At 65.2% G+C, this 17,211-nt stretch carries 14 protein-coding genes; 2 read left to right on the forward strand and 12 right to left on the reverse strand.

Features of this window, described 5'->3' with window-relative positions:
* Positions 1-15 precede the first annotated feature (15 nt).
* The 10 genes from VSR82_RS01985 to VSR82_RS02030 form a co-directional block, all read right to left on the reverse strand.
* On the reverse strand, positions 16-1,938 hold the full coding sequence (locus tag VSR82_RS01985; protein ID WP_176126234.1) for a PrkA family serine protein kinase: 1,923 nt from the start codon (positions 1,936-1,938) through the stop codon (positions 16-18).
* 721 nt (positions 1,939-2,659) lie between these two features.
* Positions 2,660-3,421, reverse strand: a complete 762-nt coding sequence (locus VSR82_RS01990; protein ID WP_429459097.1) for a 2-keto-4-pentenoate hydratase — start codon at positions 3,419-3,421, stop codon at positions 2,660-2,662.
* Positions 3,422-3,787: 366 nt separating this feature from the next.
* A complete protein-coding gene (locus VSR82_RS01995; protein WP_429459095.1) occupies positions 3,788-5,566 on the reverse strand; it encodes a methyl-accepting chemotaxis protein in 1,779 nt (592 codons plus the stop codon).
* A 363-nt stretch (positions 5,567-5,929) separates the two neighbouring features.
* Positions 5,930-6,859 carry a ribokinase gene (gene rbsK, locus VSR82_RS02000; protein ID WP_368587244.1) on the reverse strand — a complete coding sequence of 310 codons (930 nt, stop codon included), beginning with the start codon at positions 6,857-6,859 and terminating at the stop codon, positions 5,930-5,932.
* 48 nt (positions 6,860-6,907) lie between these two features.
* Positions 6,908-7,951: a LacI family DNA-binding transcriptional regulator gene (locus tag VSR82_RS02005; RefSeq protein WP_368587245.1), complete on the reverse strand. Its 1,044-nt coding sequence runs from the start codon at positions 7,949-7,951 to the stop codon at positions 6,908-6,910.
* Between the two features lie 115 nt (positions 7,952-8,066).
* On the reverse strand, positions 8,067-9,158 hold the full coding sequence (locus VSR82_RS02010; RefSeq protein WP_368587246.1) for an ABC transporter permease: 1,092 nt from the start codon (positions 9,156-9,158) through the stop codon (positions 8,067-8,069).
* On the reverse strand, positions 9,155-10,750 hold the full coding sequence (locus VSR82_RS02015; protein ID WP_429459092.1) for a sugar ABC transporter ATP-binding protein: 1,596 nt from the start codon (positions 10,748-10,750) through the stop codon (positions 9,155-9,157). The genes VSR82_RS02010 and VSR82_RS02015 overlap by 4 nt, the downstream gene beginning before the upstream one ends.
* Positions 10,751-11,103: 353 nt before the next feature.
* A complete protein-coding gene (locus tag VSR82_RS02020) occupies positions 11,104-12,078 on the reverse strand; it encodes a sugar ABC transporter substrate-binding protein (RefSeq protein ID WP_368587248.1) in 975 nt (324 codons plus the stop codon).
* A 315-nt stretch (positions 12,079-12,393) separates the two neighbouring features.
* Positions 12,394-13,371: a magnesium/cobalt transporter CorA gene (gene corA / locus VSR82_RS02025; protein WP_368587249.1), complete on the reverse strand. Its 978-nt coding sequence runs from the start codon at positions 13,369-13,371 to the stop codon at positions 12,394-12,396.
* Positions 13,372-13,569: 198 nt separating this feature from the next.
* On the reverse strand, positions 13,570-14,013 hold the full coding sequence (locus tag VSR82_RS02030; RefSeq protein WP_498857466.1) for a hypothetical protein: 444 nt from the start codon (positions 14,011-14,013) through the stop codon (positions 13,570-13,572).
* A gap of 238 nt (positions 14,014-14,251) precedes the next feature.
* Between VSR82_RS02030 and cydX the strand changes: the two genes are divergently transcribed.
* Complete coding sequence (cydX, locus tag VSR82_RS02035) at positions 14,252-14,398, forward strand: cytochrome bd-I oxidase subunit CydX (RefSeq protein WP_026228716.1); 147 nt, start codon at positions 14,252-14,254, stop codon at positions 14,396-14,398.
* Entirely contained in the window at positions 14,395-14,976 is a 582-nt protein-coding gene (locus tag VSR82_RS02040; protein ID WP_410847998.1) for a P-loop nucleotide/nucleoside kinase family protein, read from the forward strand. The genes cydX and VSR82_RS02040 overlap by 4 nt, the downstream gene beginning before the upstream one ends.
* A gap of 109 nt (positions 14,977-15,085) precedes the next feature.
* Here VSR82_RS02040 and VSR82_RS02045 read toward each other — a convergent pair whose 3' ends face one another.
* Together VSR82_RS02045 and VSR82_RS02050 are read right to left on the reverse strand one after the other, a co-directional pair.
* Entirely contained in the window at positions 15,086-16,183 is a 1,098-nt protein-coding gene (locus tag VSR82_RS02045; protein WP_176108363.1) for a saccharopine dehydrogenase family protein, read from the reverse strand.
* Between the two features lie 257 nt (positions 16,184-16,440).
* Positions 16,441-16,899 (reverse strand): Lrp/AsnC family transcriptional regulator, encoded by a 459-nt coding sequence (locus tag VSR82_RS02050; protein ID WP_008922942.1) that lies wholly within the window; start codon positions 16,897-16,899, stop codon positions 16,441-16,443.
* Positions 16,900-17,211 lie beyond the last annotated feature (312 nt).

Below are 17,211 nucleotides of genomic sequence, written 5' to 3' on the forward strand. Positions count from 1 at the left end.
AGTATCATGCGCGCATCACGATGACTTGCGCACGCGCAGATACCAGTCGCACAGCAAGCGCACCTGTTTCGGCGTATAGCCCTTCGCCACCATGCGATTGACGAAGTCTTCGTGCTTGCGCTGCTCTTCGGCCGAGCCCTTCGCGTTGAAGGAGATCACCGGCAACAGTTCCTCCGTATTCGAGAACATCTTCTTTTCGATCACGACGCGCAGCTTCTCGTAGCTGATCCATGCGGGGTTCTTGCCTGCATTCGCAGCCCGCGCGCGCAGCACGAAGTTCACGATCTCGTTGCGGAAGTCCTTCGGGTTGCTGATGCCCGCCGGCTTCTCGATTTTCTCCAGCTCCGCGTTCAACGCGGCACGGTCGAAGCTCTCGCCGGTGTCGTGATCGCGGAACTCCTGATCCTGAATCCAGAAGTCCGCATACGTGACGTAGCGGTCGAAGATGTTTTGACCATACTCGGAGTACGACTCCAGATACGCGGTCTGAATCTCCTTGCCGATGAACTCCGCATAGCGCGACGCCAGCACGTCCTTGATGAAGGACAGATACTTCTGCTCGGTTTCCGGCGGGAACTGCTCGCGTTCGATCTGCTGTTCGAGCACGTACATCAGATGCACCGGATTGGCCGCGACCTCCGTCGAGTCGAAGTTGAACACGCGCGACAGAATCTTGAACGCGAAGCGGGTCGACACCCCGGTCATGCCCTCGTCGACGCCCGCGAAGTCGCGGTACTCCTGGTACGACTTCGCCTTCGGGTCCGTATCCTTCAGATTCTCGCCGTCGTAGACCTGCATCTTCGAGAACAGGCTCGAATTTTCCGGCTCCTGCAAACGCGTGAGCACGGACATCTGCGCCATCATCTTCAGCGTGCCCGGCGCGCAGACCGCGTTGGCCAGCGACGAGTTGCGCAGCAGCTTCTCATAGATCTTGACCTCTTCGCTATAGCGCAGGCAGTACGGCACCTTGACGACGAAGATCCGGTCGAGCAGCGCTTCGTTGTTCCGGTTGTTGCGGAACGCCTTCCACTCCGACTCGTTCGAGTGAGCGAGGATGATGCCGTCGAACGGGATCGCGCCGAAGCCTTCCGTACCCTTGAAGTTGCCCTCCTGGGTCGCGGTGAGCAGCGGGTGCAACACCTTGATCGGCGCCTTGAACATTTCGACGAACTCGAGCAGGCCCTGATTGGCGAGGCACAGGCCGCCCGAGTAGCTGTACGCGTCGGCGTCGTCCTGCGCGTATTGTTCGAGCTTGCGGATGTCGACCTTGCCGACCAGCGACGAAATGTCCTGATTGTTCTCGTCGCCCGGTTCGGTCTTGGAGATAGCGATCTGACGAAGGATCGACGGATAGCGGCGCACCACGCGGAACTTGCGGATGTCGCCGTTGTACTCGTGCAGGCGCTTGACCGCCCACGGACTCAGGATGCCTCGCAGGTAGCGGCGAGGAATGCCGTATTGCTCTTCGAGGATCGGACCGTCTTCCTCGTAGTCGAACAGGCCGAGCGGCGATTCATTGACGGGCGAGCCCTTGATCGCATAGAAGGGTACACGTTCCATCAGTTGCTTGAGCCGTTCCGCGATCGACGACTTGCCGCCGCCGACCGGTCCTAACAGATACAGTATCTGCTTCTTTTCTTCGAGCCCCTGGGCCGAATGCCGGAAGTAGGCGACCACCTGCTCGATCACCTCTTCCATTCCGTAGAACTCACGGAATGCGGGGTATACCTTGATGACCTTGTTCGCGAAGATACGCGATAAACGCGGATCGTTACGAGTGTCGATCTGTTCCGGTTCTCCGATTGCCGTCAACATGCGTTCGCCTGCAGTGGCGTACGCGGCGGGATTGTCTTTGCAGAGCGCGAGATACTCCTCGAGCGAGAGTTCATCCTCCCGGGTTTTCTCGAAGCGGGTCGCGAAACTGCTGTAGATATCCATGCTACCTCCTCGCCGAAGTCTGGGGCGATGTCGTGCGCGGCGCGCTATTCGGAAACGACATCGCTCGAATTCATCCTAAACCCTTTTAAATTTTTTTTCACGGACTACGTTGCGAAAATCGCTCCGTAACCGCGAAGCTACAATCCTCACTTGGAAACAAAGAATCGACCACCTACAATTTTTCACTCACGCCGCAACGAATCAAATCATCCGCTGCTCCGCTGTACCGCTACTTTCTTCAGTACCGCATCGCTATTCAGTGCTCCTGCACGACTTCGCGTTACCGCTGCATCGCGCCATGACATCGCGTTGCTATTGCACATCCCGTACCTGCACCGTCGGCCCTTCACAAAAATGCGGCTGTCTGCGCACGCACACTTCGTCACAAAAAGCACGCACGTGGTGACGTTTTCGACGCGTGGCGCCCAACGCGTCAGGCGATTCGTCCGCGCGTGGCGAGCGTGGTTCCGCCCCATTCACCTCATGGCCCCTCGCTGTTGGACTCCTGATCCGTATGACTGGGTGACGGCAGCCGCTCGCGTCGCTCTCATAGGTGTATACGGAAAGAAGCGGCAAAGTTGCAACAAATGGATTCGAACAGGCTAACGATTCAAAGCCTGCCACCGTTTCAAAATCGCCAAAATAAAAACGGCTGCACGAAGGCAGCCGTTTGGAATGAATGAAGCGTTGTAATTTGCGGTTACAAGCGCCGCAGCATCGATCAGGTCAGTTCAATTTCCACTTCACCCAATCCATCGATATGTCCACGCACGATGCCGGGCTCGTCGATCTTGTGCGCGCCGACGTATGAGCCGGTGGTCAGGGTCCAGTCGCGCTCGATCGTGATCCCCATCGCCGCGCAATGGTTGACGAACCAGACGAGCAGTTCGCGCGGATCGCCGGCCGGATTGCCGGTCACTTCCGGAATCAGCGAGCGGCCGTTGAAGCTCAGCTCCAGTTCCGGTGACACGAAGTCGAAGCCGCGCGCGAGGCTCGCATAGACGGCCGGATGGCCGGTGATCAGCGCGCCGTTGTTCTGCGCGTCGGCTAGCTGCGCGAGCGGCGCGACGTTCGGCCACTCGGCGAAGCGGCTGTCGACGATCTCGATGGCCGGCAGCACAGCGCCGAGCCTCGCCAGCACCTCGTCGCGCGCATACGCCTGGGCGCGCGGCTCGATCGTCACGTCGAAGCGAAACGCGATCTCCAGTTCGACCAGCACGCGAAAGAATCCGTCATGCGCGAGTCGCGCGGGCGACGGCACCACCAGCGAGGCCGGAATCGGCGCGCCCGACGTGGCGCCGCCCGGGGACTTCGCGCCGATCTTCCACGCACCGGTCGACTCGCCTAGCCCCGCGATCACCGCCTGCTGGATCGCGTAAGCGGTCGCCGCGTCGGGCGGCAGGCTGTCGGGTGCGGGGGCGTCGATCGGCAGGTGCTGCCGGCGTGCCTCGACGAGGTGTTGCGCAAGATCGTAACGCGTCATGTCGGTTCTTTGTGGCTGGCGCATGGCAGGGTTCGCAGGACGTAGCAATAAGTGGGAACCACCTGTGGAAGGTGCGGGCAGCCGCGCGCCGCGCAGCGGATCGGGGCCGTGCCCGTCAATGTACCGGATCGCGACACGCGCCGGGGAAAGCCGCGCGGCGCGCAAACGTTATTTCTTGCGCGAGCCGAAAAAAAGCCGCGCCTGGGGAGCCAGGCGCGGCTTTTCGCGAAGCTATCGTCGTTCGTGCGGCGCGGATGCCGGACAGCCAGCGAGCGGACGGGAACGGATGTTGCAACGAACGGCGCGTGTCCAGTCACCTAACGCGCGACAGCGCCGCCGTCCATGTACACGTGAACCCGAGCCCGCTCAGAAGGTTTCCCAATCCTGATCACCGCCAGCCGTCGCCGCGGACCTGGCCGGCGCGCGGGTGGGCGCGGGTGCGGCGGCAACCTGCGGCGCGACAGCGGCCACCGTGGGCGCCTTTGCCGGCATCGCCGCCTGCGCCGCGGCCGGCGTGTGCTTGCGTGCGCGCGCGGCGACCGGGCTCACCGGGCGCTTCGGCGCCGCAAGCGCGGACGCCCCGTCGTGACCGCCACGGCCGCTGTCGTCGACCTGGAACACCGCGACCACGTTCAGCAACCGGGCTGCCTGCTCTTCGAGCGACGACGCCGCGGCGGCCGCTTCCTCGACGAGGGCCGCGTTCTGCTGCGTGACCTCGTCCATCTGCGTGACCGCGCGCGCGACCTGGTCGATGCCGCCGCTCTGCTCTTCCGACGCCGACGCGATCTCGCCCATGATGTCGGTCACGCGCTGCACCGCGCCGATGATTTCGCTCATCGTGCGGCCCGCCTCGTCGACCAGCGCCGAGCCCGACTGCACGCGCTCGACCGACGTATCGATCAGCTCCTTGATCTCCTTGGCGGCCGCCGACGAACGCTGCGCGAGACTGCGCACCTCGCCCGCGACGACCGCGAAGCCGCGCCCTTCCTCGCCGGCGCGCGCCGCCTCGACGGCTGCGTTCAGCGCGAGGATGTTGGTCTGGAAGGCAATGCCCTCGATGATCGAGATAATGTCGGCGATCTTCGCCGAACTCTGGTTGATGTCGCCCATCGTGCCGACCACCTGGCCGACCACCGCGCTGCCCTTATTGGCGATCTCCGACGCGTTGGCGGCAAGCGCGCTCGCCTGTCGGGCGTTATCGGCGTTCTGGCGCACGGTGCCGGTCAGCTGCTCCATGCTCGACGCGGTTTCCTGCAGCGCGGACGCCTGCTCCTCGGTCCGCGACGACAGGTCGACGTTGCCCGCCGCGATCTGCCGCGTCGCGGTCGCGATCGACTCGCTGCCGCCGCGCACGCTGCGCACCGTTTCGGTGAGGCTGCGCTGCATTCTGGCGATTCCTTCGAGCAGTTGCCCCATTTCGTCGCGCGAAGTCACGACCACCGGACGACGCAGATCGCCGGCTGCGATCGCCTCGAAGTGGCCGAGCGCTTCGTCGAGCGGACGCGCGATCGCACGGCTCAGCGTCAGATACGACAGCGCCGCCGCCAGCACGCCGAGCACCAGCGCGCCGATGCTGACCATCCGGAACAGATGGAAACTGTTCTGCGCGGAGTCGAAGCCCTGCTTCGCCGAATCGAACTGGTATTTGCGCAGTGCGTCGTCGGCGCCGACGAGGTCGTTGAAGACGGCCTGCAGATTCTTCGCGTGCTCGACCAGCTTGCTCTGATCGTTCGCCTCGATTGCCGTCGCGAAGCTTTCGAGTTGCTGATGCAGCGCGTTGCGCTTCGCGGCGACGTCCTGCGCGAGCCGGTCTTCGTCCGCGTCGCGCGGCAGATCGAGATATTTTTTCCACCACATGTCGGACGTAGTGCCGAGCATGCGCGCGCGCTCGATCGTCGATGCCGCTTCCGGCGTGCCGACGAGGAACGCGGCGCGGTCGAGCGCGAGTCGTTCGCGGGCCGCGAAGATTTCCGCGTTGCCGATGTCCACGGCGCCCGGCATCGCGTTGGTGAAGGTGTCCTCATAGGCGTCGTTCGAACGGCCCATGCCGAACAGACCGAAAACGCCGATCGCAACCAGCAACGCGGCAAGGAATGCCATCGTGAGTCCAATTCGCGCCTTGATCGTGATGCCTTTATTCAACATGCTTGTTCCTGTGTGCTGTACTCGATGAGAGGCTGCTGCTTGCGCAGCGTGGGGGCGGCGTGAGTTTTGGGTCCGGCGCTTTTTTCGAATCAGCGCTCTAATTCCCGTTTACGGCAGCGCGTTCATAGACTTGAAGCATTTAAAAGGTATGAACAAAGACGATGTAAGACGTTGAAAGCGAATTGACTGGGAACGTGTGCGTTCGCGTCGCGTGGAAGAAACGCGACGGTTTTCGTCAAAGCACGGCTTTTGACGTTTGAGCGGCGGGGAAATGGGTGGAATACGAGCCGTTCGGAGTCGCCCGAAGCGATCGCAGCACAGCGCCGTCAGGCGGCTCGCGAGGTCGCTAACGCCGCGATGGCATCAGCCCAATGCGTCGACTTCGGCGCGCGTCGGGATCGACGGCTGTGCGCCCGCGCGCGTCACCGACAACGCAGCGGCGCGTTGCCCGAAGCGGATCGCCGCTTCGACGCTCGCACCCTGAGCGAGCTGCGCCGCGAAGCCCCCGATGAAGGTGTCGCCGGCGGCGGTCGTATCGACCGCCTCGACGCGCGGCGCGTCGTACAGCGTCGCGGCAGCGCCCTCGAGCGCCGCGTGCACGCCGCGCGCACCGAGCGTGACCAGCACGTTGCGCGCGCCGGCCGCGCGCAATGCGGCGGCGGCTCGCGCGGCGTCCACCGGCGAGTCGACGACGACACCGCTCAGCGCGGCGGCTTCGAGTTCGTTTGGAATCAGATAGTCGATCAGCGGCAGCCAGGCGGCCGGCAACGGGCCGGTCGCGGGCGCCGGATTCAGGATCACGATCTTGCCGAGGCGGCGCGCCGCGGCCAGCGCCGCATACACCGATTCGGGCGGGGTTTCGAGCTGGCAGATCACGACATCGGCGGCGGCGAGCGTCGCTTCGTGTCGCGCGATGGTGGCCGGCGTCACCTCGCCGTTGCTGCCCGCGACGATCACGATCGTGTTCTGGCTCGCATCGTCGACGACGATCAGCGCCACGCCGCTCGGTTCGCTGCCGGTTTCGAGCGCCGCGCAGTCGATGCGCTCCGCTTCGAGCCCCGCGCGCAGCTGCGCGCCGTTCGCATCGGCGCCGACGCAGCCGAGCATCGACACCTGCGCGCCGAGCCGCGCGGCGGCGACCGCCTGATTGCCGCCCTTGCCGCCCGCGACCTGCGCGAAGCCGCGGCCGGCCAGCGTCTCGCCCGGCTGCGGCAGGCGCGGCGAGCGCACCACGAGGTCCATGTTCAAACTACCGACCACCGTGACGCGTGAACGCGTTGGGTTGCTTGCCACTCGTGTGCCCTCCATTACGCGACGCGTCGCGTTGCTATCGCGAGCGCGTCAGGCCGCCAGATTCCGCCGTGCGTCGCCCGCCCATGTCGCGGTGGACTCGCGCACGATCAGACGCGGCGACACCACGCGCCGGCGCGCCGGGGTGCGCGCCGCGCTGTTCGACGCCGCCTCGGCGATCCGGTCGATCAGCGTCTGCGCGGCCGTGTCGCCAAGCGCGCGCACCGACTGCCCGACCGTCGACAGCGACGGGAACGTGAAGCGGCCCAGTTCGATATCGTCGAAACCGATGATCGAGCAATCGCGCGGCACGCTGATATTGCGCTCCGCCGCCGCACGCAACGCGCCGATGCCCATCATGTCGTTGACCGCGAAAATCGCCGACGGCCTGACCGTGTCGAACAGCTGCGCGGCCGCGCGGTGACCGCCCGTCCCCGAAAAATCGCTTTCGACGATTGCATCGGCCGGAATCTCGATGCCGCGCTCGGCCATCGCGCGAATGAAGCCGTGCACGCGCATCGCGCTGACCGCGGTTTCCACCGGCCCGGTGATGCAGCCGATCCGCACATGTCCGAGCTCGAGCAGATGACGGGTGGCCAGATACGCGCCCTTCTCGTGATCGATCTGCACGAGGTCCGCGGTGAGCCCCTCGATGTTGCGGTCCACCACGACGAGCGGCTCACGCGAGTCGGCGAGCGTCTGCGCGAGCACGGCGTCGTCGCCGGCCGACGCGACGATCAGCCCATCGATGCGCTTTTCCTGCAACACGCGCAGATAGTTGCGCTGCTTCGCGGGGTCATCGTCGGAATTGCAGAAGAACACGCAGTAGCCGTTGCGCGCGCAGCCGTCCTCGATGCCGCGCGCGAGCTCCGCGAAATACGGGTTGGTGCTGTTCGGCACCACCAGTCCGATCGTCGCGGTCGCGCGCGCCTTCAGCGAGCGTGCCACCGCCGACGGCACATAGTGCAGTTGACGGATCGCGTGCTCGACTTTCGCGCGCACATCGGCCGACACCGGACGCGAGTTGTTCACGACGTGCGATACCGTCGTGAACGACACGCCCGCCACGGCCGCTACATCCTTGATCGTCGCCATAACCTGTTGCTCTCCTACTGCCTGTTGTTCCCGCCGGATGCGCCGCCTGGCGACCCGCGGACGTCTTCATCGAAGACACACCACACTCGTTGATCGTTGCGCCGCGGCGCACCCCTCAGCCGCGCTTGCGGTGGCTGCGGTAGGTATCGAGCACCACCGCCACCACGATCACCGCGCCGGTGATCATGCGCTTGGTCGGCTCGTTCGCGCCGATCTGCGCGAGGCCCGCCGCCAGCACCGAAATGATCAGCACGCCAAAGAACGTGCTGATCACCGAACCACGCCCGCCCATCAGACTCGTGCCGCCGATCACGACCGCCGCGATCACCTGCAGTTCGAGGCCGACGCCCGCATTCGGATCGGCCGCCTCGAGCCGCGAGATCTGGAACAGCGCCGCGAGTCCCGACAGCGCGCCCATCAGCGCGAACACGATCACCTTGTACGGCCGCGGATTGACGCCCGCGAGCCGCACCGCTTCCTCGTTGGTGCCGATCCCGACCAGATAGCGCCCGAACACCGTGCGCGTGAGCACCAGCTGCGCGATCACCATCACCGCGACCGCGACCAGAAAGGCCGGCGAGATGCCGAGCGCGATCGGGTTCGACAGAAAGTCGAACGCGTCGCCGATGTACGCGGTGCGCGAATTGGTCATCTGATACGCCATGCCGCGCGCGGCCTCGAGAACCCCGAGCGACACGATGAACGACGGAATCCGCCAGCCCACCGTCACCGCACCGGTCACGGTGCCGGTCAGCGCCGCGACCGCGACACCGAGCAGCGCCCCCGCGGCCGGCCCCCAGCCCCACTTCAGCGTCACCACGCTGACCACCGACGCCCCGAGCGCGAGCACCGAGCCGACCGACAGATCGATCCCCGCGATGATCAGCACGAAGGTCATGCCGACCGACATCACGACGAGATCCGGAATCTGGTTCGCGATCGTGCTGAACGTGTCGTAGGTCAGAAAGTGCGAACTCAGCAGCGAGAACAGCACGATCATCGCGAGCAGCGCGCCGGCGAGGCCCAGGTAGTTCGAAAAGCCGAGCCGCGTGCCGGCCGGCTTGCCGCTCGCGAGCGGCGCCGACGGATCGGCCGGCGGCGTCACGACGGGCGCGTCCGGCGCGCCGGCCTGCTTTTCGTCCTGCTTGCCGCCCTGCGGGTCGCCCGGTTTGACACCCGTCGCCTCGCGCCACGATTGATCGGTCATGACAGACTCCCTGCTTCGTTGACGGCATGCGTGTGCAGCAGCGCCTCGCGGCCGCGGTAACCGGCGAACGCGGCCGCGAGCAGCGCATCCTGGCTCCAGCTCGCGCGCTCGAACACGCCCGTCATGCTGCCCGCCGACATCACGCCGATCCGGTCGCAGATCAGCATCAGCTCACGCAGATCGCTCGACACCACCACGAGCGCGCGGCCTTCACGCGCGAGCGCGCCCATCAGGGCGTAAATATCGAACTTCGCGCCGACGTCGATGCCGCGCGTCGGTTCGTCGAACAACAGCACGCGGCACTCGCGCGCGAGCCAGCGGCCGATCACGACCTTCTGCTGGTTGCCGCCCGACAGCTCGCCGACGATCTGCGCGGGCCCCGAGCTGCGAATCCGCATCGCGGCGATCTGCCTGTTCGCCAGCGCGTTCTCGCGCTTCGCGTCGACCACGCCATGCCGCGCGACGCTGCCGAGATTGCCGAGCGACAGGTTGGCCGCGATCGGTTGCGGCAGCAGCAGGCCTTCGCCTTTGCGGTCCTCGGTGATCAGCGCGATGCCCGCGCGCACCGCGTCCGCCGGCGAGTCGATCTGCACCGGGGTGGGCGGCGCGCCCGGCGTCGCGGCGAGCGACACCTTGCCGCCGTCCTTGCGGTCAGCGCCGTAGATGAGCCGCATCAGCTCGGTGCGGCCCGCGCCGATCAGCCCGCTGATACCGAAAATCTCGCCCGCGCGCACTTCGAACGACACGTCGCGCACCACCTTGCCGCGCGCGAGCCGCTCCACCTTCAACAACGGCGCGCCGATGTTGCGCTCGCCGAGATCGATATGCTCGCCGAGCTCGCGGCCGACCATCCACGTGACGATCTGCTCGCTCGTGATGTCCGCCATCGCGTCGACATGCACGAGGCGGCCGTCGCGCAGCACCGCGACCCGTTCGGCGACCCGCGCCAGCTCTTCGAGCCGGTGCGAGATATAGACGAGCGCGACGCCGCGCGCCTTCAGCCGGCCGATCTGCTCGAACAGCAGATCGACCTCGCGCGCGGTCAGCATCGCGGTCGGCTCGTCGAGGATCAGCACGCGGCAGTCGCCGATCAGGTTGCGGGCGATCTCGACCATCTGCTGATGACCGATACCGAGTTCGCCGACCAGCGTGTCGGGTTCGATCGCGTCGAGCCCGACCTGCGCCATTGCCTCGCGCGCGTTCTCGCGCAGCTTGCCGCGATCGATCCAGCCGAAGCTGAACGCGCCCGCGCGCGGCAGCCGGTTAAGGAACAGGTTCTCGGCGACCGACAAGGTCGGCAGCAGATTCAACTCCTGCATCACCATGCGCACGCCGAGCGCCTCGGCCTCGGTGCGGCTCGCGGGCGCGTACGGCGCGCCGGCGAGCTGCATCGTGCCTGCGCTCGGCTCGACCAGCCCGCCGACGATCTTCGACAGCGTGCTCTTGCCCGCGCCGTTCTCGCCGGTCAACGCCAATACCTCGCCTGCTCGCAGCGACAGCGATACGTCGGCGAGCACCGGTTCGGCATAGGTCTTGCCGATACCGCTGACGGTCAGCACGACAGGCAAGGCGTCGTGGTCGGTCGAATCCATCGCGCTCCTGATTGCATGGCGCTTCTGGCGCCTTCGTGACACCCTGGCGGTCCGCCGCGCTTGCCGCACGGCACATCGCTCCTGGCTGCCACGAGTCATGCCGGCCCACTGCGCGGAATGCGCAGGCGCTCACGGCCGCGCTTCTCTCATCGCGCGAGCCGCCGTCATGACGCTTATCTCTGGAATTAACGGCGGCCCGGCGGAATTCTTGAGCGTTCGTTGAATAAAAGCGGATCGGCGGGTTGCCGCAGTGCCGCTCAAGCGTGCGGTGCGCGCTTCGCGGCGGCACGGGCGGTTTCCCGCGGGCCCGTCCGGCCGCGCCCGGCTCGCGCTCGACGCCGGGCGCGCCGCGCTTACTTCAGCGTGTCTTTGGTCACCAGAACCACCGGCGTTTCGACGACGCCCGACAGCTCCGACTGCTTCCTGTGTTCGCTCAACGCCTTCAGCGCGGTATCGATGCCGAACACGGCCTGCTTCGCCGCGAACTGGTCGGCGGTGGCGAGCACGCGGCCGTCCTTCAGCATCGGATGGATCGCGTTGATGTTGTCGTAGCCGACCACCAGCACCTTGCCCTGCTTGCCGGCCGCGCGCACCGCCGACACCGCGCCGATAGCCATGTTGTCGTTGCCGGCGAGCAGCGCCTTCAGGTTCGGATATTCGTTGAGCATCGCCGACGCGACCGCGTTGCCCTTGTCGATTTCCCACTCGCCCGACTGCACCGACACGATCTTCGCGCCGACCGCCTGCATCGCGTCCTTGAAGCCGGCGGTACGCTGCTGCGCGTTGGTGGTCGTCGACACGCCTTCGAGGATGCCGACTTCGTCGCCGGCCTTCAGCCGCTTCGCGAGGTAGTCGCCGACGAGCCGCGCGCCCTTGCGGTTGTCGGGGCCGACGAACGGCACGTTCAGGTCTTTGGACTTCAGCACGTCCTGATCGAGCCGGTTGTCGATGTTGACGACGATGATGCCCGCGTCGACCGCCTTCTTGACGACCGGCACGAGCGCTTTCGAATCGGCCGGCGCGAGCACGATCGCATCGACCTTCGACACGATCATCTGCTCGACGATGCGGATCTGGTTGGCGGTGTCGGTTTCGTCCTTGATGCCGTTGGTGATCAGGTCGAACTTGGCCGGGTTCTGCTTCTGATAGTCCTTCGCGCCGGTCTCCATGGTCAGGAAGAACTCGTTGGCGAGCGACTTCATCACGAGCGCGACCTTGGGTTTATGGGCCGGGGCGTTCTGTGCGTGGGCGACGGAAAAAGGCAGGACGGCGGAGGCGGTGGCGAGAACTGCGGCGGCAAGAATGCGACGACGGGTTCGATGGCTCATGCGTATCTCCAAGGTTGTCAGGCTCGCGGGCGAGCCGTATTTTTTGTGATGCGCAAACGTTTGCGAGGCCTATTCTCAGCGCAAGCTTTTCGGAATGTCAACGATTCGCGGTGTTGCAACGCACCGGCGCGCAGCATGTACGGCGCCGCGATGCGCTCGATCGATCCGGGCAGCGTGTGGCAAGGTCCCCTCGCTCAGTCCGTGCAGTCGAGAACGCCGATGCGTCGCATGCGGCGCGACACACCGGCCGCTTATGCTGGCCTGGTATCGCGCGCGCTGCAAGCGAAACCGCGAGGATATCGAAAGGCGCGCCGGCTACAGCCAGCCGGCCTTGCGAAAACGCCTGTACAGCACGAAGTCGATCGCCAGCATCACGATCAGCACGACCGGATAGCCGAACTTGAAATGCAGCTCGGGAATGCGCTCGAAGTTCATCCCGTAGATACCGGCGATCATCGTCGGCACCGCGAACAGCGCCGCGAACGAGCCGAGCCGCTTGGTGATCTCGCTCTCGGCGAGCGAGATCATGCCGAGGTTCACCTGCACCGCCGTGACGACGATTTCGCGGCGTCCCTCGATGGTTCTGACGATCCGGTCGAGGTGGTCGTAGACATCGCGGAAGTACGCCTGCATGCCCGCGCAGATGCTCGGAATGCGCCCGCCGGTCAGTTTGCCCACCGCTTCGCGCAGCGGCTGGATGTGGTGTTGCAGGGTCACGAGCCGGCGCTTCATCGTGTACAGGTCCTGCACGATCGCGCGCGAGGCGGCCGAATCGTTCTTCTCGAAGATGCGGTCCTCGAGCGCTTCGAGCTCGGTGCTCATCGCCTCGACGATTGGGAAATAACGGTCGACCACGTCGTCGATCAGCGCATACAGCACGAACGCCGAGCCTTCCTTCAACAGATGCGGCTCGTGCTCGCAGCGCGTGCGCACGCTCTGAAAACCGGCGCGCGTGCCGCGCCGCACCGACAGCACATAGTTGCTGCCGACGAATACGGCGACTTCGCCGATCACGAACTCGCCGTTCTCGTCCATCTCAACCGTGTGCATCACGGTGAACAGCGAATCGCCGTACTCCTCGATCTTCGGGCGCTGATGGCCGTGTTGAGCATCTTCGATCGCGAGTTCGTGCAGATCGAACTCCTCCTTCATGACCGCGAGTTCTTCGGGACTCGGGTCTTTCAATGCGACCCAGACGAAGCACTCGGGCCGCGCGACGTAGTCGCTGATGGCGTCGATATCGATGTCGGCGAGCTTACGGCCGTCCTGATAGGCGGCGCAATTGATCAGCATGTTCGGATTACCCTGGATACGAAAACAGACCGGGCCGCCCTCTCGCGTAAGCATTGCGTAAGACGGGCGACCTGTCTCGCGTGAACGGACAAGCACGCTTTCAGCAGGCTTGGATCTGCCGCCATGTTAAGGCCCGCTGCGTCAGGCGCGCGTTTCGAATTGTTAATGCCCGGCGAGATACTACTGCGGCTACTGCGGCTACTGCGCGACCCGCTGCAGGCCGATGCGGTGATCGTCGTTGAACGTGACCGACGCGCGGTTCGTGTAGTGCGGATCGGCCGTCACGATGAAGTTCAGCTCGATGACCGGATCGAACTGCGTCGATACGCCGATCCGATGCGTGCCGGGCGGCAGATAGAACACCACGTGCTCGCCGTTCATCAGGTCGGTGACGCGCTCGCCGTCGATATAGACGAGCGCATCGCGGAACCGCACGATCACGTCGCGCGAACGCTCGCGCCGCACGTCCACCGCGACGAGGCCGGGGCCCGGCTGCGTATAGCCCTGTCTGACGATGCGCTCGGCCGGCACCGGTTTGAACGGCACCGGCTCGGCCGGCGTCGATGCGCAGCCGGCCAGCGTAAGCACGCTGAGCGCGACGCATGCGGCGAACGCGGCGCGGCAAGACAGGCACATCGGCATGCCGGTTCTCCCGTGTGCTCTCGATGGTGGGCCGGGTTTGTGACTACGCGGTGCAGGTCTTACGCATGACTGTTCCGCATCATAGCAACGCGCGCGGAACTCGGGCGCCGCACCCTCTTGCATGGCGCGGCGTTCTTCTTCATGATCGTTGAAGGCGGCCGCGCTCGCGGCTGGCCGCCGTCGGCAACTGGCAAGCCTGTCGATCCGCGTCGCCGGACGCACGATCAAGGAGACTGCGATGTGGTATTTCACCTGGATTCTCGGCGTGGGTGTGGCGCTCGGCTTCGGCATCATCAACGTGATGTGGCTCGAGACCAACGGCAAGTTCGCGCGCGATCCGCGCCCCGATGCGGCCGCCGCGCCGCGTGAGGACAAGCCTGCGTGACTTCTCTGGTTTTCTTTTGCGGTCATGCGGGCACGGGCAAGACGACGCTGGCGAAAAAGCTGTTCGGCCCGCTGATGAAAGCGAGCGGCACCCCCTTCTGCCTGCTCGACAAGGACACGCTGTACGGCGGCTATAGCGCGGCCGCGATGGCGATGGTGACCGGCGATCCGAACGATCGCGACAGCCCTCTTTTCCTGCAGCATCTGCGCGACCCCGAATATCGCGGCCTCATCGATACCGCGCGCGACAATCTCGAACTCGGGATCAGCGCATTGGTCGTCGGGCCACTGTCGCGCGAGGTGCGCGAGCGGCGGCTGTTCGATCATGCGTGGCTCGGCGTCGCGCCGGACGTGAGGTTGCGGGTCGTGTGGGTGCTAACCTCGGAGGACGTGGCACGGCAGCGGATCGTCGCGCGCGCGAACCCCAACGATGCGTACAAGCTCGCGCACTGGGACGACTACCGGCGGCGGCGCTTCGAGCCGAGCGGCGCGAGCCGCGAGGGTCTGCTGATGTTCGACAATACCGCGCCCAGTCCGGCGGACTATCAAGCGCTCGTTGCGCAAATCGTCGCTGGATGAGCGCCTCGCGAGTGCGGCGCAGCACAGCCCGCTGATCGGCTGAAAAACAAAAAATCCCCGTACGTCGGTGACGTACGGGGATTTTCATTTGACCCGAGCCATTCGAACCTCAAACCGTCGCCATCGCCTCCAGCGACTGCCCTTCGTACAGCTTGCCGAAGCGGTTCGCGAGGAAATCGCCAAGCGACACCTGCTCCTGCCGCACGAAGCCCTTTTGCGGCAGCTTGCGCTCGCGGAACAGATCGAGCACCGCGCACATCGCACCGGCGGTGGTGATCTGGATCGCGCTCATCGGCACGCCGCAGACCGTCTTCGCGAAGATCTTGCGCGTAAACACCTCCTGCACGAGCTGACCGTCGCGCATGCCGCTCACGGTGATGAACACCAGCACGACGTCCTGCGCGGTCGACGGCACCGAGCGGCGCATGATGGTCTTCAGCGTATCGCGGTCGCTCGACAGACGCAGGTCTTCCAGCAGGAACTGCATCAGGTTGCGATGCCCCGGATAGCGCACCGACTTGTAGTCGAGCGATTCGACGCGGCCCGCCAGCGTCTCGCACAGCGTGCCCAGCCCGCCCGACGTGTTGAACGCTTCGTACTCGGTGCCGTCGAGCGAGAAATGCTCGAGGCCTTCGAGCGGCTGCACCCACTGCGTGCGGCCGTCGCGGATCGCCTCGCACGGCTGGCAGTACTCGTTGATCAGGCCATCGACGCTCCACGTCAGGTTGTACTTCAGCGCATTGGTCGGAAACTCGGGCAGCGCGCCGACGCGCATCTTCACGTCGCGGATTTCCGTGAAGCGATTCGCGAGCTCGTGCGCGGCGATGCCGATGAAGCCCGGCGCGAGGCCGCACTGCGGCATGAAAGCGTGATCGGCATCGTCGGCGATCGCGCGGATCGCGTGCGTCGCGCGCACGTCCTCGGTCAGGTCGAAGTAATGGACACCCGCGCCCTTCGCGGCCGATGCGACGTTCACCGCGAGGTAGTACGGCAGCGCGTTGATCAGCACGTCGAAGCCCTGAATCGCGGCGCGCAGCACGGCGGCGTCGGCGGAATCGATGCGGCGGGTCGGAATGCCCTGGGCGGCGAGCTTGTCGAGTGCGTGCTGGTCACGGTCGAACGCGACGACCTCGTAGTCGCCCGTCTCGCGCAGCATATGAGCAATGGTGTGACCGATCAGACCTGCGCCAACGATAGCTACTTTCATCTGCTTCTCCTTGTTATCCATGTGCTGTCTCTGAGCTTGGGAAGTGCGCCGCGTATTGCGCGCGGCGCCTGCGGGCCGAACCCTTGAATGACAGTGTAGGAAGAAGCAAAAACAGTTCATACGCGCAAAATGCTGCGGTATGACCATCAAGTTCGACGCTTCGACGAAGTGATCAAACGATTCGTCGAAAACGCGCAAAAAGCGCGTAAATGAAGGACTGTCGAAGCATTCGCGAAGAGCTTACGCCGCGCCCCGACTCACACCGTGCCGCGGTCGATCTTGCGCGCCAGAATGATCGACGTCGTGGTCCGCTCAACACCTTCGAGCCCGCCGATCTGATCGAGCAGATCGTTGAGCCGCTCGGGCGAATCGGCACGCAGCCATGCCACGTAGTCGAACTCGCCGCTGACCGCGCACAGCAGCTGCACCTCAGGCATCTTGCCGAGCCGCTTCTGCACGGCCGGCCCGTGCTTCGGCGCGATGATGATGCCGACATAAGCGACGATGCTCGAATCGAGCACGTCCTGGCCCAGCCGCACGCTGTAGCCGGCGATCACGTTGCTGCGCTCGAGCCGCGCAATGCGCGCGATCACGGTCGTGCGCGCGACGCCGAGCTGTCGCGCGAGATTCGCGACGCTCTCGCGCGCGTTGGCTTGCAGCAGTGCAACGAGATTACGGTCGAGGTCGTCGAGCTGGTCGAGGCGCGGAGGTCTCATCGAAGGGGCGGGAAGTTGGTATGGAATGTCGCGGATTATCGCGCGTCTGCACGGGCAGCGGCGCTGTGTCACGGAGAGTGCGGTCGCCGCACAGTGTGCCCGGCATCGGTGATTGCCGCTCAGGCGCGAGCCGTTTCGCTTTCGTTTCGGTTGTAAGCGTTTGTCGCACAGGAGCCGTATTGTAGGGATATCGTGTTACTAATAGCGGCGACGGGCGAATGCGGCGGCCGGTTGCAGTGCGCCGCTATTCGTCGCTGGCGCGAGGCGATACGCACGCCGCGCGCCGAGTCTCAATACGAACAGACATCAGGA

It is taken from the genome of Burkholderia sp. JPY481 (assembly GCF_038900515.1).
Classification (GTDB): Bacteria; Pseudomonadota; Gammaproteobacteria; order Burkholderiales; family Burkholderiaceae; genus Paraburkholderia; species Paraburkholderia youngii.

Coding starts and splice junctions, on each gene's coding strand:
- VSR82_RS02045 (WP_176108363.1), bottom strand. CDS start 16,183: ATGAAAGTAGCTATCGTTGGCGCAGGTCTGATCGGTCACACCATTGCT.
- VSR82_RS01985 (WP_176126234.1), bottom strand. CDS start 1,938: ATGGATATCTACAGCAGTTTCGCGACCCGCTTCGAGAAAACCCGGGAG.
- VSR82_RS01995 (WP_429459095.1), bottom strand. CDS start 5,566: ATGTTGAATAAAGGCATCACGATCAAGGCGCGAATTGGACTCACGATG.
- VSR82_RS01990 (WP_429459097.1), bottom strand. CDS start 3,421: ATGACGCGTTACGATCTTGCGCAACACCTCGTCGAGGCACGCCGGCAG.
- corA (WP_368587249.1), bottom strand. CDS start 13,371: ATGCTGATCAATTGCGCCGCCTATCAGGACGGCCGTAAGCTCGCCGAC.
- VSR82_RS02020 (WP_368587248.1), bottom strand. CDS start 12,078: ATGAGCCATCGAACCCGTCGTCGCATTCTTGCCGCCGCAGTTCTCGCC.
- VSR82_RS02030 (WP_498857466.1), bottom strand. CDS start 14,013: ATGCCGATGTGCCTGTCTTGCCGCGCCGCGTTCGCCGCATGCGTCGCG.
- VSR82_RS02010 (WP_368587246.1), bottom strand. CDS start 9,158: ATGACCGATCAATCGTGGCGCGAGGCGACGGGTGTCAAACCGGGCGAC.
- VSR82_RS02005 (WP_368587245.1), bottom strand. CDS start 7,951: ATGGCGACGATCAAGGATGTAGCGGCCGTGGCGGGCGTGTCGTTCACG.
- cydX (WP_026228716.1), top strand. CDS start 14,252: ATGTGGTATTTCACCTGGATTCTCGGCGTGGGTGTGGCGCTCGGCTTC.
- VSR82_RS02015 (WP_429459092.1), bottom strand. CDS start 10,750: ATGGATTCGACCGACCACGACGCCTTGCCTGTCGTGCTGACCGTCAGC.
- VSR82_RS02050 (WP_008922942.1), bottom strand. CDS start 16,899: ATGAGACCTCCGCGCCTCGACCAGCTCGACGACCTCGACCGTAATCTC.